The organism is Bacteroidota bacterium, assembly GCA_016713925.1.
GTDB lineage: Bacteria > Bacteroidota > Bacteroidia > AKYH767-A > OLB10 > JAJTFW01.
This window is the reverse complement of sequence record JADJOH010000002.1, coordinates 127,533-150,059: the sequence shown is the minus strand read 5'-3', so window position 1 is coordinate 150,059 and position 22,527 is coordinate 127,533. Positions and strand designations below refer to the sequence as shown.

15 protein-coding genes are annotated in these 22,527 nt (G+C 41.8%); 12 read left to right on the top strand and 3 right to left on the bottom strand.

Annotation, left to right across the window (positions count from 1 at the left end; genetic code table 11):
- The first annotated feature begins 10 nt into the window (after positions 1-10).
- The 10 genes from rpoC to IPJ86_00650 all read left to right on the top strand — a co-directional run bounded on the left by rpoC (position 11) and on the right by IPJ86_00650 (position 16,490).
- The gene (rpoC, locus tag IPJ86_00695; protein ID MBK7885862.1) at positions 11-4,294 is read left to right on the top strand and encodes a DNA-directed RNA polymerase subunit beta'; all 4,284 of its coding nucleotides are present in this window, start codon (positions 11-13) and stop codon (positions 4,292-4,294) included.
- 283 nt (positions 4,295-4,577) lie between these two features.
- On the top strand, positions 4,578-4,892 hold the full coding sequence (locus IPJ86_00690) for a DUF3467 domain-containing protein (protein MBK7885861.1): 315 nt from the start codon (positions 4,578-4,580) through the stop codon (positions 4,890-4,892).
- Positions 4,893-5,099: 207 nt separating this feature from the next.
- Positions 5,100-6,080, top strand: coding sequence for a flippase-like domain-containing protein (locus IPJ86_00685; GenBank protein MBK7885860.1), 981 nt, complete (start codon positions 5,100-5,102; stop codon positions 6,078-6,080).
- 10 nt (positions 6,081-6,090) lie between these two features.
- On the top strand, positions 6,091-7,068 hold the full coding sequence (locus IPJ86_00680; protein ID MBK7885859.1) for a glycosyltransferase: 978 nt from the start codon (positions 6,091-6,093) through the stop codon (positions 7,066-7,068).
- A 201-nt stretch (positions 7,069-7,269) separates the two neighbouring features.
- On the top strand, positions 7,270-8,853 hold the full coding sequence (locus tag IPJ86_00675) for a tetratricopeptide repeat protein (GenBank protein ID MBK7885858.1): 1,584 nt from the start codon (positions 7,270-7,272) through the stop codon (positions 8,851-8,853).
- Between the two features lie 24 nt (positions 8,854-8,877).
- Positions 8,878-9,645, top strand: coding sequence for a 3'-5' exonuclease (locus IPJ86_00670; protein MBK7885857.1), 768 nt, complete (start codon positions 8,878-8,880; stop codon positions 9,643-9,645).
- Between the two features lie 224 nt (positions 9,646-9,869).
- Positions 9,870-10,994: an ATP-binding protein gene (locus IPJ86_00665; protein MBK7885856.1), complete on the top strand. Its 1,125-nt coding sequence runs from the start codon at positions 9,870-9,872 to the stop codon at positions 10,992-10,994.
- A 246-nt stretch (positions 10,995-11,240) separates the two neighbouring features.
- Positions 11,241-12,827, top strand: a complete 1,587-nt coding sequence (locus tag IPJ86_00660; protein MBK7885855.1) for a hypothetical protein — start codon at positions 11,241-11,243, stop codon at positions 12,825-12,827.
- Positions 12,788-13,795 carry a T9SS type A sorting domain-containing protein gene (locus tag IPJ86_00655; GenBank protein MBK7885854.1) on the top strand — a complete coding sequence of 336 codons (1,008 nt, stop codon included), beginning with the start codon at positions 12,788-12,790 and terminating at the stop codon, positions 13,793-13,795. The genes IPJ86_00660 and IPJ86_00655 overlap by 40 nt, the downstream gene beginning before the upstream one ends.
- Before the next feature lie 130 nt (positions 13,796-13,925).
- Entirely contained in the window at positions 13,926-16,490 is a 2,565-nt protein-coding gene (locus tag IPJ86_00650) for a T9SS type A sorting domain-containing protein (GenBank protein MBK7885853.1), read from the top strand.
- A gap of 96 nt (positions 16,491-16,586) precedes the next feature.
- Here the strand turns inward: IPJ86_00650 and IPJ86_00645 are convergent, their stop codons facing one another.
- Both IPJ86_00645 and recR read right to left on the bottom strand, forming a co-directional pair.
- A complete protein-coding gene (locus tag IPJ86_00645) occupies positions 16,587-18,551 on the bottom strand; it encodes a glycosyltransferase (protein MBK7885852.1) in 1,965 nt (654 codons plus the stop codon).
- Positions 18,552-18,575: 24 nt separating this feature from the next.
- Entirely contained in the window at positions 18,576-19,193 is a 618-nt protein-coding gene (gene recR / locus IPJ86_00640) for a recombination protein RecR (GenBank protein MBK7885851.1), read from the bottom strand.
- 108 nt (positions 19,194-19,301) lie between these two features.
- On the opposite strand from recR, the gene IPJ86_00635 reads away from it, so the two are divergent.
- Positions 19,302-20,753 (top strand): sodium:solute symporter, encoded by a 1,452-nt coding sequence (locus tag IPJ86_00635; protein MBK7885850.1) that lies wholly within the window; start codon positions 19,302-19,304, stop codon positions 20,751-20,753.
- Positions 20,754-20,946: 193 nt separating this feature from the next.
- Positions 20,947-21,210 carry a helix-turn-helix transcriptional regulator gene (locus tag IPJ86_00630; protein MBK7885849.1) on the top strand — a complete coding sequence of 88 codons (264 nt, stop codon included), beginning with the start codon at positions 20,947-20,949 and terminating at the stop codon, positions 21,208-21,210.
- Here IPJ86_00630 and IPJ86_00625 read toward each other — a convergent pair.
- Complete coding sequence (locus IPJ86_00625; GenBank protein MBK7885848.1) at positions 21,111-22,463, bottom strand: nodulation protein NfeD; 1,353 nt, start codon at positions 22,461-22,463, stop codon at positions 21,111-21,113. The genes IPJ86_00630 and IPJ86_00625 overlap by 100 nt on opposite strands.
- Between the last annotated feature and the right edge of the window lie 64 nt (positions 22,464-22,527).

The following is a 22,527-nucleotide window of genomic DNA, read 5'->3' as shown; positions in this document are numbered from 1 at the left end:
TAAAAAAAACATGGCGGCTAAAAAAGATCAAAAGCTGAAAAGCAATTTCACAAAAATAACCATCAGCCTTGCGAGTCCTGAGAATATCCTGGAACATAGCAGTGGCGAGGTGCTCAAGCCGGAAACCATCAACTACCGTACTTATAAGCCGGAACGCGATGGTCTCTTCTGCGAGCGCATTTTCGGTCCTGTGAAGGATTGGGAGTGTCATTGTGGTAAGTATAAAAGAATTCGTTACAAAGGCATCGTATGTGACCGTTGTGGCGTGGAAGTTACCGAGAAGAAAGTGCGTCGCGAGCGTATGGGTCATATTACCCTTACTGTTCCTGTAGCACATATCTGGTACTTCCGTTCATTGCCAAATAAGATCGGTTACCTGTTGGGATTACCCACCAAGAAACTTGATCTGATTATTTACTACGAGCGTTACGTAGTTATTCAGGCCGGTATCAAATCAGAAGATGGTGTGAACTATCTCGACTTCCTCACCGAAGAAGAGTACCTCGCCATCATGGAGACGCTGCCGAAGGAAAATCATCACCTTGATGATAAAGACCCGAATAAGTTTATCGCGAAGATGGGTGCCGATGCGCTCTTCGATTTATTGTCGAGACTGGAACTGGATCTGTTGAGTTTCAAACTTCGTCACCAGGCGAATACAGAGACCAGTCAGCAACGTAAAAATGAAGCGTTGAAGCGTCTGCAAGTAGTGGAGGCTTTCCGTCAGGCAAATACACATATTGAAAACCGTCCAGAGTGGATGATCGTGAAAGTTGTTCCGGTTATTCCACCTGAATTGCGTCCGTTGGTGCCACTAGATGGTGGACGTTTCGCAACGTCGGATTTAAATGATTTATACCGTCGTGTGATCATCCGTAACAACCGTTTGAAGCGCCTTATCGAGATCAAAGCTCCTGAGGTAATTCTACGGAATGAAAAGCGAATGCTGCAGGAAGCGGTAGATTCCCTTTTTGACAATAGCCGTAAAGTAAATGCGGTGAAGACAGAAAGTAACCGTGCCTTGAAATCACTTTCGGATTCATTGAAAGGAAAGCAAGGTCGTTTCCGTCAGAACCTGCTCGGTAAACGTGTGGATTACTCTGCCCGTTCTGTCATCGTCGTAGGTCCTGAAATGAAATTGCACGAATGCGGTCTGCCGAAAGATATGGCTGCCGAACTTTTCAAACCATTCATCATTCGTAAAATGATTGAAAGGGGAGTCGTGAAGACAGTGAAGAGCGCGAAGAAAATTGTTGATAGAAAGGATGCTATCGTTTGGGATATTCTGGAGAATGTTCTGAAAGGACATCCTGTGATGCTCAACCGTGCTCCAACACTGCATAGATTAGGTATCCAGGCTTTTCAGCCGAAGCTGATCGAAGGAAAAGCAATTCAGTTGCATCCGCTCGTGTGTACAGCCTTCAACGCTGACTTTGACGGTGACCAGATGGCGGTGCATCTTCCATTGGGAAATGCCGCGATCCTGGAAGCCCAGATGTTGATGCTGGCTTCTCATAATATCCTGAACCCTGCCAATGGTGCTCCTATTACCGTTCCTTCTCAGGACATGGTACTGGGTCTTTACTACATCACTAAAGGACGTAAGTCTACGGATGAGGTGAAGGTAAAAGGAGAAGGACTTTCCTTCTATTCTTCGGAAGAAGTGGTGATCGCTTACAATGAAGATCGCATTGATCTGCATGCATGGATTAAAGTGAAAGCCAACGTTAAAGAGGACGGTGAGCTAAAAAACAGATTGATTGAAACAACGGTAGGTCGTGTACTCTTCAATGAAGTGGTACCACCACGTGCCGGATATATCAATGAATTACTGACGAAGAAATCTCTTCGTGAAATCATCGGAAATGTACTCAAGGAAACAGGTATTGCAATAGCAGCACGATTCCTTGATGATATTAAAGATCTTGGTTTCCGCATGGCTTTCAGAGGAGGACTTTCTTTCAACCTGAATGATGTAATTATTCCGGTGGAGAAAGTGAAACTGGTAGAAAAAGCCAATCAGGAAGTAGAAGAGGTGATGAGTAACTACAATATGGGTTTCATCACCAACAACGAACGATACAATCAGGTGATTGATATCTGGAGCCGTACCAACTCACGTCTTACAGATACTTTGATGAATCAGATGAAGAATGATAAGCAGGGCTTCAACTCTGTTTACATGATGCTTGATTCCGGTGCCCGTGGATCCAAAGAGCAGATTCGTCAGTTAGGTGGAATGAGGGGACTGATGGCGAAACCGCAAAAATCAGGATCAACAGGAGGGGAGATCATCGAGAATCCGATTCTTTCTAATTTTAAAGAAGGTCTTTCTATCCTTGAGTATTTCATCTCCACCCACGGAGCGCGTAAAGGTCTTGCCGATACCGCTCTTAAGACGGCAGATGCGGGTTACCTGACACGTCGTCTTGTTGACGTTGCACAGGATGTAATTATCACTGATCCGGATTGCGGAACATTGCGCGGATTAGCGATGACAGCATTGAAGAATCAGGAAGATGTGGTAGAATCATTGTATGACCGGATTCTTGGTCGTGTATCTGTTCACCATGTTTATCATCCGCAAACCGGTGAGCTGCTGGTTAAATCAGGAGAAGAAATCAATGAAGATGTTGCATCTAAAATTGAGAATTCACCGATCATGATTGTGGAGATTCGTTCTGTACTTACCTGTGAATCCAAGAAGGGTGTTTGCGGACGTTGTTATGGACGAAACCTCGCTTCCGGACGCATGGTGCAGAAGGGAGAGGCTGTAGGAGTTATTGCAGCGCAGTCCATCGGTGAGCCCGGTACACAGCTTACACTCCGTACGTTCCACGTCGGTGGTGTGGCCGTGAAAGGTGCAACAGAAACTTCGTTTGTTGCCAGGTTTAACGGTATCATAGAATTTGAAGAAGTACGTACAATCAAGAGTGGTAAAAAGGGTGAAGAGACAGATATCGTTATCGGTCGTTCAGGTGAGGTTCGGATTATTGATTCGAATACACGTGCTGTGCTTTATTCCGGTATCGTTCCTTATGGTTCGCATATTTTTGTGAAAGAAGGACAAACCGTAAAGACCGGAGATATGATCTGCGAATGGGATCCATTTAATGCAGTGATCATTTCTGAGTTTGGAGGTAAAGTGGCTTTTGAACATATTGAAGAAGGCATTACTTTCAAAGAAGAGTCCGATGAACAAACCGGCTTTAAGGAGAAAGTAGTAATTGATAGCAGAGATAAAACGAAGATTCCGGTTATTAAAATTGTAAGCGGTAAGGAAACGATCAAAGCATACAATATTCCGGTAGGTGCGCATATCACAGTTAGTGAAGGAGATAAAATCGAGCCGGGAGAAATCCTTGTTAAGATTCCTCGTCAGATGGGTCGTACTGGTGATATCACCGGTGGTCTGCCACGTGTTACGGAATTGTTCGAAGCACGTAACCCAAGTAATCCTGCTGTCGTTTCTGAAATTGACGGTGTGGTGAGCTACGGTGGTGTGAAGCGCGGTAATCGTGAAACCATTATCACTGCGCGTGATGGTGAAGTGAAAAAATATCTTGTACCATTGAGTAAGCATATTCTTGTTCAGGATGGAGACTTTATCCGTGCAGGACAAGCGCTTTCTGATGGAGCAATTACACCGAGCGATATCCTTGCGATCAAAGGACCAACAGCAGTTCAGGAATACCTGGTGAATGAAATTCAGGAGGTATATCGTCTGCAGGGTGTGAAGATCAATGATAAGCATTTTGAAACCATCGTGCGTCAGATGATGCGTAAAGTCATCATCGAAGATCCGGGTGATACCCGCTTCCTCGAAAGAGAGTCAGTGAATAAAATCGATTTCAGTACGGAGAATGATTCGATCATTGATAAGAAGGTTGTTGTAGAGCCGGGAGATTCACCAAGGTTCAAAGCCGGACAGATTGTTACACTTCGTCAGTTGCGTGATGAAAACTCGCATCTCAAGCGTAAAGATCTTCGCATCGTGGAAGCCCGCGACGCTACTCCTGCCACTTCGTCACCGTTATTACAAGGAATTACACAGGCATCGTTGCATACCAAGAGCTGGATCTCTGCAGCGTCCTTCCAGGAAACCACCAAAGTACTCAATGAAGCTGCCATTCGCGGAAGCATTGATTACCTCAACGGACTCAAGGAAAACGTTATCGTGGGACATCTTATCCCCGCAGGTACCGGATTACGCGAGTACGAAAAACTCATCGTTGGATCTCAGGAAGAATATGACTTACTTATGGCTTCCAAAAAAGAAGCAGAAGAAGTTTAAAATTATCAAAATTGTACTCAGAAACGCCCCAATATGGGGCGTTTCTGCTTTAACAACTATTACGAAACCTGCCTGCAGGCAGGCAGGTTTCGTACATTCGTAAATTAGCGGATTCGCCCATTCGTACATTCGTAAATTAGCGGATTCGTCCATTCGTATTTCGTAATTTCGTATCCCGGAAGCAGAGAAAAGAAGGATGAAGGCGTTCATCCTTATTTTCACGCTTCCGGGAATATTCGTAATTTCGTAACCCCAATAAGTTTCATTCTAACCCAAAATCAATATGGAAAACCAGAATAATAACCCCAACCAACTCAATATAGAACTCTCCGAAGAAATCGCTGAAGGAATATATTCCAATCTCGCCATCATTACACACTCCAATGCAGAGTTCGTGGTTGATTTTGTGAAAGTGATGCCCGGTGTACCGAAAGCCAGAGTGAAGTCAAGAATTGTATTGACACCTCAACATGCAAAGCGTTTATTAAGTGCGTTAGCAGACAATGTACAGAAGTATGAAGCGGTACACGGTACGATTAAGCAAACGGATAGTGTGGGCTTGCCAATGAATTTTGGGGGTCCTACCGCCCAGGCCTGATCTTGCCCTGTAGCATTTTTTGTTGCTGTGTGTTAGCGAATCGATTCTATTCCGTCAATTGCTATTGAGCTGCTAGAAGTGTGTATGAGCCTCAGCATTAGAATTGAACAAAATACCCTGTTGGAGGTGGAAATGCTTGCTTGTTAACCTGCTGTTTACTTCACACGGAAAATAAACTATTGCAGGATTTTCACGTAAAACTACTGAATGATTCAAGGACCATGGTATGTTAAGTTCTGGTGGCTGATAAAAGTTCTGGCTTTTTTAGTGTCCTGCTGGTTTATTTATTTTCATTTCAACCGGCAATGGGTCGGGCTCGGTGATACATGGACAAGTCTCGAATTATTTTTTAAACCGGAGCATAGCATCTGGTTGATCACGGTCTTTATGCTGGCTGTTTTGAACTGGAGCACGGAAGCAATAAAATGGAAATATCTGATCAAGAAAATAGAGGTGGTTTCTTTTTTCAGAGCTATGCGTGCAGTCTTTAACGGAATCACGGTGAGTTTTTTTACACCGAATCGCTCCGGTGAGTTTGCCGGAAGGATTATCTATCTCCACCCTGATAACAGAGTGAAAGGGGCATTGCTTTCATTGCTGGGAAGTACATCACAGTTGTTGTTAACCTTTCAGGCGGGTTTGGTGGCTTTGCTGTTTTATCTGCCTTTATTTTTGGAGATGGAATCACAGGTCTTGTTTTTCTGGCGTGTACTGATTGTATTGATAATCGTATTACTTAGTATAGGATGGTGGAAGTTGCCGCGTCTCGTAAAGTGGATTGATGCCATGAACATCAGAAGTGCATGGAAAGAAAAAGTGCATGTATGGGATCTCTGTTCTAATGGTGATTTGTTGTTTGTATGGTCTATGTCCTTTTTTCGTTATGTTGTTTTTACAATGCAACAATTATTACTCTATAAAATGCTGGACTTTCATCCACCGGTTCTTGAGATGGCCGGTTTGTCTGCTTTATCATTCATGCTTATTACTGCAATTCCAAGTATTGCTCTGGGAGAATTGGGGATTCGAGGCAGTGTGAATCTTGCTATATTTGGCTTTGCAGGGGCTTTATCATCTTCCATTCTGCTGGTAACGTTTAGTATCTGGTGTATAAATTTGGCCTTCCCTGCAATAATGGGAGCGACATCAGTGTTGTTTCTTAAAGTCAGGAATAAAGTAATTTTATAAAGTCATGGCAATGGTCTTCCTCCTTTTGAATTTAGGTTATGCCCTGTTGCTTATTTATTATTCCCGGGGATGGAAGATGGCAATCAGAAACGTGCCGGGAAACTTGTCTGATAACGAACTTCCACATGTTTCGGTACTGCTACCCGTTAGGAATGAATCAGAGAATATTTCTTCTTTTATCCAATCCTTGCAAAGTCAGAATTTCCCTGCTGAAAAAGTAGAATGGATCGTCGTCGATGATCATAGTGAGGATGATACGTGGAAGAAATTATCCATCCTCAATGACCCCCGACTAAAAATAGTTCGCTTACAGGATGCTGCCCGTCAGGGAAAGAAAGCTGCGCTAACAGCAGGCGTGCATGCAGCAACAAGTGAATGGATCATTACCGGGGATGCTGATTGTAAGATGACAGAGAACTGGATACGTGCATTGGTAACGAAGGGTGTTGCTGCTGATGCGATGATGGTATGTGGTTTGGTGAAAGTGGAGGACGAAGGAAGGGCGATTACTGCATTTCAGGCGATGGAGACTGCTGTACTGCAATCCTGCGGTGCAGGGTCGCTTCAAAATGGATTTCCTCTGTTGAACACAGGGGCGAGTCTGGCTTTTCGTAAAAGTGCATGGCTGAAAGCAGATGGTTACCGGCAGCAGCAGCATATCGCTTCCGGTGATGATACGTTTCTCATGCTGAGCTTCAATAGTTTTTTTCCGGGAAAAGTGGTTCCGCTTGTTGCTCCTTATGCAGTAGTTTCAACACGGCCGATGCAATCGGTAATGAATGTCATTCAGCAACGCTTACGCTGGAATGGTAAAGTAAAACATTATCCGGTAGGATATATTCATTTCGTCGGACTTTTGGTGATGGGAGCAGCGATAGCTTTCGTTTGCGCATTTTTTCAATTCATCATAGATAAGAGCACCATCGCTACTTTTGGTTTAGTATTCCTGCTTCGGTTTATTGCCGAGTGGATTCTCCTGAGGAATTAGGGGAAGTTGACGAACCAGTTTTTTTCACTTTATGAGATCGTGTTAATGTCGTTTTTCTATCCCTTATTTACCTTGTTTTCGCTTATAATCAGGCCGTTTGTGAACAATTCATGGAAGGGTCGTAAACTGTGAATAAAAGAGCATCATTGTTAACAGGAAGGATTTGATTTTTTAGTACTTTGCACCTGTAATAACACGTGTATGAAAAAGATAATTTATATCCTTTTATTGCTCTTAGTGCATGGTTCCCTCATCGCTCAGAAAAAGCAACCTGCTATCAAACCATTTACAAATGATGAGCTGAAAGATGCTTCCAAAGAAGCAGAAGCCTATTTTAAAGCATTGAATTATCCGATGGCGTTGAAATTGTATGAGCGTCTCGTGATCACCGAAGCGGGCAATGCGGAGTACAATCATAAATTAGGGATGTGTTATCTGTTGACCAATATTGCAAAACATAAGGCTGTACCGTATCTGGAGTTCGCAGCAAATGCAAATACTAAAGATAAGCCGAAGGATGTACTGTTTGATTTGGGCAAGGCGTATCATTATGCCGGACTCTACGACAAAGCGATCGAAACCTATGAAGCGTTTCGTGTACAAAAGGGGGGGACTGTAGATGCAAAACTGAAGTTCAACCGATGGGTGGAGTGGAGCTACAATGCCAAGAAAATTGTGGAGAATCCGGTGGCGTGTACTTTTCAAAATTTAAGTAAAACAATTAATTCAACACAAGCGGACTATCGCCCGATCATGGGTGCTGCCGATACGATCATCTATTTTAGTTCGAAAAGAAAAGGTTCAACAGGTGGACTGACGGATGATTTCGGTGATTCGCCTTCCGATGTTTATTTTTTTACGCAGAATGATACGTCCCGGTCTAAAGTGAAGAATGCGGGCATCGCTGTGAATACAGAATTTTATGAGGAGACGATGTTTTTAAATATGAATGGTGATCGCATGTTGATTTACAGAGAAGGTCCGGAAGCGAATGGTGATATTTATCTGGCGGATTTGCAGGGGAAATCATGGGCAAAGCCGGTCTTGCTGGGAAAAGATTTTCAGACGAAAGTTCTTGAAACCGGTGCTACGATGTCACCCGACGGACTCACACTTTATTTTTCTGCTGAGGCGATGGATGGCAAAACAGGGAAAGATATTTACAAGTGTACACGAACAGAATCCACAGGTTTCGGGAAGCCGGAAAAGTTGACCGGCCCTCTGAATACGGATGGAGATGAGGATAATCCTGTTTTATGGCTGGATGGAAAAACGCTCTTCTTTAGCTCTACCAATCATCAAAGCATGGGTGGATTAGATATTTTCATGAGCTATATGAGTAGTCCGAGTGAAGGCTTTGGCGCTCCAATGAATTTAGGCTATCCGATTAATTCGGTGTATGATGATTACAACATCGCTGTCACTGCCGATGGGAAGACTGCTTATTTATCGGCTGTTCGCGATAGCGGTATTGGTGATTATGATTTATACAAAGTGACCCTGGAAAAATCGCTCGTTCAAAATCCCTTGTGCTGGGTGGCGGGAAAAGGGGTGACTAATGTAGGAACTCCTGCCAAAGGCGCTTTCGCTGTGATCACCACGCCATCGAGTGGAGATGCAGTAGCCACCATGGAAACGAATGAAGCGAACGGGAGATTTGATGTCGCATTGCCTCCGGGTACATACAAGGTAGTATTGAAACATGCCAAGGCCGGAAAAGCAGAAGCGGATTTAGTCATTGAGCCGGGCACTTCACGCATGTCGGTAGAACTGAAATTTCCATAACGGTTACGTATTAACGAATTTGACATGATAAAATTAAATAAGCCACTGGCTTTTTTCGATCTCGAAACGACCGGTATTACCGTAGGTGCTGACCGCATCGTTGAAATCAGTATTTTGAAATTAATGCCGGATGGTTCAAAACCGGTGCTCACCAAGAGAGTGAATCCCGAGATACCTATTCCCGCAGGAGCATCCAAAGTGCATGGGATCTACGATCAGGATGTCGCACACGAACCTACGTTTAAGCAATTGGCTCCGGAGATTTCTGCGTTCATAGGCAATGCTGATCTGGCAGGCTATAATTCCAATAAGTTTGATATTCCGATGCTGGTGGATGAATTCCTCCGGGTGGATATTCATTTTGATATGAAGGGCCGCCGCATGGTAGATGTGCAAAATATTTTTCACAAGATGGAGCAACGCACACTTGCTGCTGCCTATAAATTTTATTGCCAGAAGGAAATAGAGAATGCCCACAGTGCAGAGGCGGATATTATCGCTACCTACGAAGTGTTTGTAGCGCAATTAGAGCGTTATCCTGACCTTGCAAAGGATGTGGAGGGGTTGCACCAGTTCACAGCGATGACACAAAACGTAGACCTCGCGGGACGCATTGTTTTTAATGAGAAGAAAGAAGAAGTGTTTAATTTTGGAAAACACAAAGGCCGTACAGTTGCCGACGTCTTCGAAAAGGAGCCGTCCTATTTCGATTGGATGTTAAAAGGTGATTTCCCGGCGGAGACAAAGCAGGTACTCACCGCCCTGCGCCTTCGGGGGATGAATTCGAAATAGCAGTTGTTGCCTGGCCAGGTTTTGAAAGACCGGTCTCTGAATTTTAATCCTAACAGTCGGAGCATTGTCGAAAACTGATTTTCAGGAAGTAATCGAAAAAAATATATAAATTTTACGGATATAGCCATAATAAATTAGAATAAATTGACTTTTTTGTCATATTTTGTTTAAATTTCGATCAAATTCGAAAAAAAAGTATTAAATTTACGGATAAATTCATAATTATGATAGATCGACATTTAGCAAAGCAAATTGCCAAACGTCTGGATGATAAAAAGGCAATCCTATTACTAGGTCCCCGGCAGGTAGGAAAGAGTACATTGTTGCAATTATTGTCATCGAAATTCAATAAGCCGGTAGTTTGGTGGGATGGAGATGAATCAGATATTCGGGCAATGTTACAGCAACCTACTTCGTCAAAGATAAAGGCGTATATAGGCAGTAATAAAACGGTTGTTATTGATGAGGCACAACGGATCGAGAATATTGGTGTCTGTTTGAAATTAATTACAGATAAATTGAAAGAGGTGAAAGTGATCGCGACAGGCTCTTCATCTTTTGAGCTTGCCAATAAAATTAATGAACCTTTAACCGGTCGTAAATGGCAGTTTAATCTGTTTCCACTTTCGTTCGGAGAAATGGTACAACACACTTCTTTGCTAGAGGAGCAGCGATTGCTTGAACATAGATTGATTTTTGGATATTATCCTGAAATAGTTTCATCAGCGGGAGACGAAGCAAAGCGATTAAAGGAATTGGCAGAAAGTTATCTGTATAAAGATATATTGATTTGGGGACGAATTCAAAAGCCGGATAAGCTGGAGAAACTGGTGCAAGCCTTGTCGTTCCAGGTGGCTCAGCTTTATAGTAATTATGAATTAGGACAACTCTGTGGTTTGAATTCTGAAACAGTGGAGTCGTACATTCAGTTACTCGAAAAGGCTTTTGTTATTTTTAGGTTGCCGGCTTATAACCGTAACCAGAGAAATGAACTGAAGAAGAGTTATAAAATCTTTTTTTATGATAACGGATTGCGAAATGCGGTCATTAACCAGTTTTCATCTGTGGCATTACGAAATGATGTTGGTCAGCTGTGGGAGAATTGGTTCGTTAGTGAGCGCATAAAATACTTGAATAATTCTCAAAAAAATGCATCTTCTTTCTTTTGGCGGACCACTGCACAGCAGGAGGTAGACTATATTGAATCTGAAAATGGTATTCTGAGTGCCTTTGAATGTAAATGGAGCGTCAAGTCGAATGGGAAAATCACCAGAGCTTTTATCAATGCCTATCCGGAAGCAGCAACCCAAGTGGTCACCCCTGAAAATGCATTTAAATTTCTGTTATAATAGGGAGGAGGATGAAGCCGGAGAGTTAAGTTGATTGTGTTGAATTTCGCTGATTAAATCTTCGTAAATCCTGTTTTCCGACTTTACTTGTCTCGGCGCAGCATATGACGAGATCACTGAGCCTTGGGTGTACGTTAGTTTATAAATTTTAATTGGGATATTGATTTGACCGTTCTTTAAAAATATTCATTATAAAATTAGATGCTTTTCAAAAAAAATCATACATTCGTCATATACTTTCATATCATGAAAAAGCATCTGCTTCTGAACTTTTTAGCATTATTATGTTTTTTTCAAACGTCCAAAGCTCAATGGGTAACGATACCGGATATAAATTTTTCAAATTGGTTAAATTCGAATGCTTTGTCAGTTTGCATGAATGGGAATCAATTGGATACCACATGTAGTGCTTTGTTAATTTCTAAGGGTGTATCCCTTGATAACCTTAATATTTCTGACTTGACCGGTATTTCTTATTTCGATAGTCTGGAAAGGATTGATTGTGACTTTAACAATTTAACTACTTTTCCAAGATTGCCGGAATTTTTATTGGAATTGAATTGTCAGGACAATAATTTAACTTCTTTACCTGACTTGCCTCCGAATTTGTTTAATTTAAAAGTGATGAATAACAATTTAACTTCTCTGCCTGCAAATTTGCCACTTACTTTAACTACATTAAATTGCGGCAATAATTTGATATCAGCATTGCCTCCCTTACCAAATGGATTGAAAAGGCTTGCTTATTTTGTCAATTCTATTTCTTCCATTTCTGTTTTACCTGATTCATTATACTCATTAGATTGTTCTCTTAATAACATTACTTCTTTACCATCGTTTCCGAATACATTAACGTATATCAATTGTTTGAATAACTTATTATCATCACTTCCTGCATTGCCCGAATCTTTGATATCACTCGATTGCCGATACAATCTTTTGGATTCGTTACCTATTTTACCTAACGGAATAGAAAGATTATATTGTAGTGATAATTTATTGACAAATTTGCCGATACTACCCTCTTCATTAAGTACACTGCATTGTAGAAATAACCAGCTTTCAGTTTTACCGGACTTGCCAAAGGTTTTAAATACTTTATATTGTTCTAACAATCTTCTAACTTCCCTTCCCAAATTGCCATGGAAGTTAAGAAGACTGGATGCGCAAAATAATTTACTAACTTATATTCAAAAATTTCCGGCTAAATTTGATAACTTAAATATTTCAAATAACCCTCAGCTTTATTGTCTTCCTCCGGTAAATACAATTGATAATTTCACATGGAATAATACAGGAATTATTTGTTTGCCTAATAAAGTTCAAATTTCTATTTCAAATCCGAGTGCGTTAAATCTCCCGGTTTGTGATTTTATCAATTACTACAATTGTCCTGTCAATTGGAACATTAAGGGAATTGTTTATTCAGATGCAGATTCTAATTGCGTTTATTCCCCTAATGAAATTTTATTGGAGAAAATAAAAGTAAATATTTTCAGAAATGGTAGTTTAGTGAAGCAAACACTAACCAACTCGATGGGTGAATATTTTTTTAAGGTGGATACCGGGACTTATACTTATTCTGTGGATACACTCGCCATTCCATTTACTGTTAATTGTCCGGATACTTTTATTCATTCTTCCACTCTTAATTCTAATCTTCTATTTCATGAGAACAAAGATTTCTCACTACAGTGTAAACAAAATATTGACCTGGGTGTATCTGAAGTCAGAATGATAAGTGGTGTGCCCCGTCCGGGGGCATTGTTCCCATTGCCATTTCTGCCGGAGATATGGCTAGTGCTTATAATTTGCAATGTGCTACCGGAATAAGCGGTACGGTGAAAGTGATAATACAAGGTCCTGCTATCTTTTCTTCAGTGCTCTCCGGTGCATTAGTTCCTAATGTTTCGGGCGATACCTTAACGTATTCAATTTCTGATTTTGGAAATGTGAATTTCACCAGTGATTTTATGTTTACAGTTTCTATTGACACTTTGTCATTATTAGGAGATCAGATATGTTTCCATGTTGAAGTAAGTCCTGTTATAGGAGATATTCAGCCTTTAAACAATAGCCTGATTCATTGTTACGAGGTGGTGAATAGTTTTGACCCCAATGACAAGGCTGTCCATCCGATAGGGGATATTGATACGTCCCAACTGGACTTAACCTATACGATTCGCTTCCAAAACACATGGAATGCACCTGCACTGCATGTAAGAATTGTGGATACTTTATCTCAGCACATTAATGAAAGAACATTCCAACTCTTATCTTGTAGCCACGATCCGCAAATTCAGATTAATGGTAAAAATGTAGTTTTCAATTTTCATAATATCAATTTACCCGATAGCGTCAACAACGAACCGGATAGTCATGGTTATATTCAATACAGAGTGAAAAGAAAAAGCAATCTCCCCATCGGCACACAAATTCACAACACCGCTTATATCTATTTTGATTTTAATCCGCCTGTGCAAACCAATACTACCATTAATACCATTGCAGTGTCCGGCACAGTTGGAATGCAGGAGTCTTTGAGTGCAATGGAAATGACATTGTATCCTAATCCACTTACTTACGGAGAGATTCTTTACCTTAACCTGAAGAATGTTTCTACTACACAAGGTAGTATCAATCTCTTCGAAATGGGTGGCCGGAAAGTGTTTTCACAAGCTATAAATACATCTTCAAAAACGCAACAACTGGCTCTCCCAAATCTTGCACCGGGAATCTATCTAGCCGTGTTCGATAGCAGTACATCTCGTGTTCAAAGAAAGTTGGTTGTAGTGAAATGATTATAGAAGGAACCTGCCGGCCTGATGGCAGTCAGGTTCCCGATAAAACACCGTTTATTATGATTATTTTATTTGATAATAATTGTTTTTAAGTAAGTTTATTATCTTTATGTACTAATCCTTAACCAAAATGAGAACTTTTATAAAAGCAATGCTTATTCTAATTTTATCATGTTGTGGCTTTTCAAAAATGAATGCGCAGTATGTTACTATTCCGGATCCGAATTTTGCAGCATGGTTGAATACTCATGGTTTTTCTTCTTGTATGAACGGTAATCAATTGGATACTACCTGCAACGCTTTGTTGTCTGCAGACTCTTTATACATGTATAATGCAGGTATCTCTGATTTAACAGGGGTTGCATATTTCGATAGTTTGAGATCTTTAACGTGTAAGGCGGATTCGCTGAATGCATTACCAATATTACCTCCACTATTAAAATATTTAGATGTAAATAACAATTATATTTCAACAATTCCATTTCTTCCTGATAATTTAGAAACCTTTATTTGTTCTAATAATGATTTATTATCACTGCCCAATTTACCAAACACTTTGACCTATTTGCATTGCTCTGGGAATAGGATTTCAATTTTGCCTGTTTTGTCAGATTCACTACGATTTTTATCTTGCCAAGGAAATCTTTTAACATCCTTGCCAAATTTACCGCCTAAGCTAAAATATTTGGAATGTCAGACAAATCAACTACCAGCCTTACCTGTTTTGAATGACTCTTTGGATTATTTAAATTGTAGTGCAAATTTGTTAAGTGCAATTCCTTTATTGCCAAATCGTTTGATTTATCTTAATTGTGCGATGAATAGTTTAAGTGTTTTGCCTGCATTGCCTGTAGGTCTAATAAATTTAAATTGTTCTCAAAATCAAATTTTCAGTTTACCATTGCTTCCGGATTCTTTGCAAAATTTACATTGTCACCATAATCTACTTACTTTATTACCAACTTTACCTGACAATTTGATGCATTTATATTGTTCTTTTAACCTAATTACTAGTATTCCTTTGTTGCCAAATGGTGTTCAGACTTTGAGTTGCGAATTTAATCAATTAGTCAATATAACGAATTTCCCTGACTCAATAAAATGGTTGGATATCAGAAATAATATCAATTTATCTTGTCTGCCAGTACTAAGGGAATATAATTGGATTACCTTTATTTGGAATAGTACAGGAGTAAGTTGTCTTCCGAATGAGTTAATCATGGTCAACGCAACTCCTTCTGTTGCTTTTTTTCCGATTTGTGACCCATTTAATATTAATAATTGCCCTGTGAATTGGAATATTAGAGGTTCGATATTTTCTGATAGTATTTCAAATTGTATTTTAGATAGTGTTGAGCCATTGCACCCAATGGTAAAAGTAAAATTGTATAAGAATGGCGCCTTGGAGCAACAAACCTATTCAAACCAAAGTGGATTATTTAGTTTTGATACGGATACAGGAAATTATATTGTTGAGGTGGACACGATTCTAAATCCTTATACCGTAGATTGTCCTCCTTTAGCGTTTTACCAAAATCAAGTGGGGTTGACTAATTTATTCTACGATAGTAATAATTTTTCTTTGTCATGCGGTGCTGGCTTCGATGTTGGTGTGAACTCAGTCTTCATTGACTCTGGAATAATAAGACCTGGTAACTTGGCCAGAATAAATTTGGTGGCAGGAAATTTATCTAAACTTAGTAATTTGAATTGTGCTACTGGGATTAATGGAGATATTAAAGTTACCATTAATGGTCCGGCCACTTTCTATAGTGTTATTCCCGGAACAGTAACACCAACTTTTTATTTAGATTCTTTAGTGTATTCCATTTCAGACTGGGGATTAGTTAATGTCTTTGATGATTTTAGAGCTGTTATTGAAATTGACACTGCTGCTCAGTTGGGTCAACAGGTTTGTATAAGTGTTTTAATAAATCCGTTGGTGGGTGATGTGAATTATTATAATAATTACTACACGCATTGCTTTACGGTTGTGAATAGTTACGATCCCAACGATAAACAAGTAAGTCCTTCAGGATGGACGGATACATCTCAATACGATTTAATTTATACTATTCGTTTCCAGAACACAGGTAATGCCTCTGCGCAGCATATTTATTTATTAGATACACTTGATCAAAACATCGATGAAAGTTCGTTCCAACTCTTGACTTATAGCCACGAGCCACAAATGCAAATTGTAGGAAAGAGTGTTCGATTTAATTTTCCGAATATCAATTTACCCGATAGTGTCAACAATGAACCGGATAGTCATGGTTATGTGCAGTATAAAGTGAGGCGCAATGACAATCTCCCCATCGGCACTCAAATTCACAACACCGCTTATATCTATTTTGATTTTAATCCGCCTGTGCAAACCAATACTACCATTAATACCATTGCAGTGCCAGGCACAGTTGGAATGCAAGAGTCTTTGAATGCAATGGAAATGACCTTGTATCCTAATCCACTTGCTTCCGGAGAGATCCTTTACCTTAACCTGAAGAATGTTTCCACAATACAAAGTTTTATAAGTCTCTTCGAAATAGGTGGAAGGAAAGTGTTTTCACAAGCTATAAATACATCTTCAAAAACGCAACAACTGGCTCTCCCAAATCTTGCACCGGGAATCTATCTCGCCGTATTCGACAACGGTACAGCACGTATTCAAAGAAAGTTGGTCGTGGTGAAATGATTCTAAAAGGAACACCGATTAAACGGATTTTGCGGATTTTCACGGATTAAATCTGCGTAAATCATGTTTTCCGTTTAAATCTGCGATCCCGATAGTCTATACCTTTCCGAGATGCCTGATATTCCCAAGTACCAGTTTTAAATCATTGGAGACTCTGAAATCTTTGGTGTAGAGAATGTTTAATCGCTCCCTTGTAGCTGCATCATCTTTGTTGGTACCGCCCGACATGGATGGAGATAAAATACCAATCTTAAGGCCACTGAAGTTTTTGTCTTTATGAATATCACGACCCACCCAACTGCATTGGCCAACAAGTACGCTGAAGAGATTTTTGAAAAAGCCAACCTTGTGGTCGATCAATAAAATCAGGAGAGGGGAAAGTAGCAGCAAGCCCATACTCATACTTAAATCAAAGATGCGCTTGTTCCTGCGATTGACCGGATTGTTGATGGAAGGAACATCTACAAAATACAAATCGCCCTTTTCGTGTATGCTGTTACTGCCAATGATGAATAAACTTTCGGGAGGAGCAATCTTTATTTCTACCTCCGGCCGGCCTATTTTCAGCATATGAGCGATGATGTCACCCGAACTATGGTTTTTTCCGCAAAAGATAACTTCGTTGATTTCATACATCGAGATCATATCGGCGATACCATCCGGCGTGCCCAGATAATGTGTTAAGAGCGGATGTTCTTTACCGTTAGTATGCGCCTGCTCTGCTGTATATCCGACAAAATTGGAATTATTCCCACTGACCATCATTAAGGAAAGGATGCGTTGCGTTTCTTCTGCATCACCTGCAATGAGCAGTCTCTTCTTGATACTGTCGGCAAACCGATATGCCCTCAGCCCGCTGAAGTGCAATGCCAGTCGGGTTAGGGTGACCGATAAACTGGCCCAGGCCGTTCCGAAGAGGATAAGCGCTCTGGAGAAGCGTAATGTTTCAGGTAATAAGGCATAGCCTACCAGAATGATGACCGTTCCCGTTAATAATCCTCGCACCATTCTGGAGATGCGGATGGGTTTATCATATCCACCACTGAGAAAAGCAGCAACGATCCAGACAAGTATATATATGGGAACCACCACCTGCATAAAGAAGGGCGGGTACTGTGCCACCTGCGCATTGATGGACCAATAGTTCTTGATGGCGACCATGCCCAGATAGATGAGCAATCCATCGGCAACAGGAAGCCATAGTTTATCCAGGAAGCGCTTAATGATAGAAAGCCCCGCCCTGAGCCAGATAGCAATGTTGATGAGGAAAGCAAAGATCGCGGCTCCTCCGGGTGCAAAGTGCTTGCGTGCGAAAATGACCATGGCCTTGTAAAAAACGAAGACATAGTTGACACTGCTCTTCTTGGTGCTTTCTCCCTTATAATGAATGATGCGTGTGTCGTGGTAATAATAGTTTTTATAGCCCGCCTTGGTGATGCAATAGCTCAGGTCAATGTCTTCTCCATACATGAAATAATCTTCATCCAGGAGCCCGGTTTTATCCAATGTGGTTTTTCGCAAGAGCATGAAAGCACCACTGAGCACATCCACCTCATGCGTTTGATCTTTTGAGAGATAGCCAAGATGGTATTTGCCGAAGGTCTTTGATTTTGGAAAGAGGGCAGAAAGGCCGGATATTTTATAAAAGGCCACAGCAGGAGTAGGGAGTCCGCGTTTTGATTCCGGAAGAAAATTTCCCTTTCCATCGATCATCTGTACGCCGAGTCCGCCTGCTTCCGGATGCGCATCCATAAATGCACATACTTTACGGAAAGTTTCTTCTTCCACAACGGTATCGGGATTGAGAAGAAGAATATATTCTCCCTTCGCTTTTCGTATGGCCTGGTTGTTCGCTTTTGAGAAGCCGGCATTTTCAGTGTTGGCGATGATATGTATCTCCGGAAAAAGTTTCTGCACCATCTCCACACTGCCATCAGATGAATTATTATCTACCACAAAAACTTCGACTTCCATACCCGCCATTGCCGCGCGCACAGATTGAAGACATTGCTGCAGGAAATACCTGACATTGTAGTTGACAATAATGATACTGAGTTTCATCGCTGATTTTTACCCCGGAAAATGCTATTTCACCAGATGGTTGTCGTACGGAACACGGTTGATGATGGATCTTCCCAATGTGACTTCATCTGCATATTCGAGTGCACCACCGATGGCTACTCCTCGGGCGAGTGTGCTCATCTTCACGTCGAAGGGTTTTAGTTTCTTGTAGAGATAAAACAATGTAGTATCACCTTCCATCGTAGTGCTCAACGCAGCAATCACTTCTGCCACTTCTCCGCGCCCTGTTTTTTCGCAGAGGCTATCGATGTTTAACTGAGAAGGTCCGATACCATCCATAGGGGAGATGAGTCCGCCGAGCACATGATAATGTCCCTTATACTGAAGTGTATTTTCAATGGCCATCACATCCCGGATATCTTCCACCACACAAACCAGCGAGGCATCCCGCCTCTGATCGCTGCAAATGCTGCAAAGGACTTCGCCGGAAATGTTATGACAGTTTTGGCAATAGCGTAACTCCTTTCGTAAACGGATCAGGACATCACCAAATTGCTCTACCCGTTCGGGTGAAGTTTTCAGCAGATGTAAAACCATACGCAGCGCGCTTTTACGACCGATGCCGGGGAGTTGTGCAAAAGCTTCAATGGCTTCGTCTAGGACTTTGGATGGGAGTTGCAAGAGAGATGGATTTCTACAAAATTACGAATCCCCGATTGTTCAAAAAAATTGAGGAGGCATTAAGATTTGATTTCCCGCTATTTTTTCTTTGCAGATATACGAATGGCTATGTCTCCGATCCTGATTATCACTCTTATTGCGCTCTATTTCCTTGTTTTACTATGGATTTCCTGGTATACAGCCCGCGGTGCAGGAAACCAGGCTTTTTTTCAGGGAAATAAGTCCTCGCCCTGGTATATTGTGGCTTTTGGGATGATCGGCACCTCGCTTTCGGGTGTGACCTTCGTTTCGGTGCCGGGAACAGTAGCAGGTTCAGGGATGTCGTACCTGATGGTGGTGTTCGGTTATTTTATCGGCTATATGGGTGTGGCGTATATTCTTCTTCCCTTGTACTATCGCCTGCAACTGACTTCTATCTACCATTATCTGCAGGAACGCTTTGGAAGAAGTTCTTATAAAACCGGGGCGCTCTTCTTCATCGTTTCACGAACGCTGGGAGCAACTGCTCGGCTGTATCTGGTGATTCGCGTGTTGCAGGACCTGGTGTTGAATCAGATGGGTGTTCCCTTCATCGTTACTGCCATCTTCATCTTATTGCTCATTCTCGCCTATACCTTTAAAGGCGGGGTTAAAACCATCGTCTGGACCGACACCCTGCAAACTACATTCATGCTGGGCGGATTGATTGCCTGTGTCATTTATGTCTTGCAAAATCTCGATCTCTCCTTTGGTGAAGCATGGATAAGAATGACGGATCTCGGTTATAGCAAGTTGATGATTACGGATATCAATAGTCCTGGACATTATATGAAGCATCTTCTCGGCGGAGCCTTCATCGCATTAACCATGACCGGTCTGGATCAGGAGATGATGCAGAAAAATATTTCGGTGCGCACACTGAAGGATTCACAGAAAAATGTGGTCACGCTCAGTGTCATCCTCATTTTCGTCAACTTCCTCTTCCTCTTTCTCGGTGGTGTATTGTATCTCTATAGCAACGATCATCAACTGGCACTCAAGGGAGATGATTTATTTCCCACACTCGCCATGCAACATTTTCCGCCTGTCATGGGACTCATCTTTATCATCGCGCTCATTTCCGCTTTATTTCCCTCTGCAGATGGGGCGATCACGGCACTTACAGCTTCCTTCTCTCTCGACATCCTCGGCATTCAGCGCAATCCGAAACTCAACGAAGCACAACAAACAAGTATTCGCAGAAAGGTACATCTGGTATTCGCCGGAGTATTTCTGATTTGCGTGATGGTCTTTCACTGGATAGATAACCGATCCATCATCGACCTCATCCTCAAACTCGCCGGCTATACGTACGGTCCTCTCCTCGGACTATTTGCCTATGGTGTCCTTATGAAATCAAAATTAAAGGAGTCGCTCGTGCCTGTTGTATGCCTTATCGCTCCTGCATTCACCTGGGTGTTGGCCGACATGATGCCGGTCTGGTGCAATGGCTTTAAGTTCGGATATGAGCTACTGTTAGTGAATGGAATCCTCACTTTTATCGGACTATTTCTGATTCGGAAAAAGTCAGAGATCAATTAAACATTCTGTTAAACCGTGCTTAAAAAAACACCCTGTGTTGAACAAAAGAAAACGCAGAAACTTTAAAGAATCAAAAACATAAGCGGATTATTTCGCAGTAAAAACAGAAAAGAAAATAGTGACTTATAAAGTCGAAACCGAACACAAAGCTGATAAATTCGAAGAGAAGGCACAATATTTTGTGATCAGTGAGATGCTTAAAGAGGCAAGAAAAGAAGCTAACATGACACAAGAAGAGTTGGCCGACAAAGTTGGAACGAAGAAAAGTTATATTTCCAGATTAGAAAACGGGAAATGCGACATTCAACTCTCCACGCTCGAATTTGAATTCCTTGCGACCAAACACGAATTGATTAATTATTGCTTCACGATAATGTTTCCACCGATAATTGCTACAATTTCTACCGTGGTATTCGCCTCTATAAATCCACTTTCACTGCTCGCTGTATACACCTGATCTCCCACGCGAATTTTTCCTGAAGGACGTAACAGCGTCACCGTTATACCCTGTGTCCCGATTTCCGGATGATCAATCGCGGAAGTATAGCCCGCAGCAGCCGTCATTTCTGTGGATAACACCAGCTTCTTAAACATAGGACTCTCGGATAACACCTTGCTGGCGAAAATGAACAAGCCTAAAGCACCCGACATTCCCACTACAACCACAGCCAACGACTCCGTCAGCGCGTATCCGCTCACACCACTAAAGTCAAAGCCATCATTGCGTAGCAGGCTGGTCGTTAGTCCGAAGAGGAGGAGAACAATTCCACTAATCCCCGCCACTCCGAATCCGGGTATGACAAAGAGTTCCAGAATAATGAGGACTAATCCGGCCAGAGAAATCAGGATTTCCCAATTCGCGGCAAGGCCATCGAGATAGAGTGGAGCAAAGTAGAGAACAGCCGCGGCTATCGCTAAAATAATCGGAAAGCCTAATCCGGGTTGTTGCAGTTCGTAATACAGTCCGCCCAGCATCACCAAAATGAGGACTCCGCTGATAGCAGGATGAATCAACCATCCGATCAAACGATCTATTAAACTGGGTTCATATTTAGTTATTTTGAAAGATGCGTATCCCGCCAGCTCCAAGGTTTCATTAATGCTCTCCGCAATGCCATTGCAATAGTTCAGCTTCAAGGCTTCGGTACTGGTAAGCGTTAGTACTTTTCCCGAATCATTCACATTCGGAATGGCGATGCGAGGATCCACCATGGCTTCGGCGATGCGGGCATCTCTTCCTCTTGCTTCTGCAGTTGAACGCATCATACTGCGCATATAACTTTGATATTTATCGGGGAGCGCCTCTGCATTTTGTGTCACTACTGTCGCCGCGCCGATACTGGCCCCTTTGCGCATGTAAATTTTTTCGCAGGCAATGGCGATGAGTGCACCGGCCGATGCCGCATTATTGTCGATAAAAACAATCACCGGTATTTTGCTGTTCAACACCAGGGTGCGGATACTGTCGGCTGCATCCAGTAATCCGCCATAAGTATTCATGTTGATGAGGATCAAATCCGCCTTCATGGATTGGGCTTCAGCGAGTCCTTTGGAGAACATTCTCGCAATTCCGGGGCTAATCTCCTCTCTTACATCTATTTGAAATACAAATGTTTGAGATTTTTCAGGATTTCCTGCAGATGGGCTGAATACAAGAAAGCAGAGAAATGCCGTTAGGAGAAATAAAGTCGGAGAAGGTATGTTTTTCATTGCTGTTAATTAATATGTTGAAAACAGTAGGACCCTCAACGTCATTGCCGGTGGACATACCGCT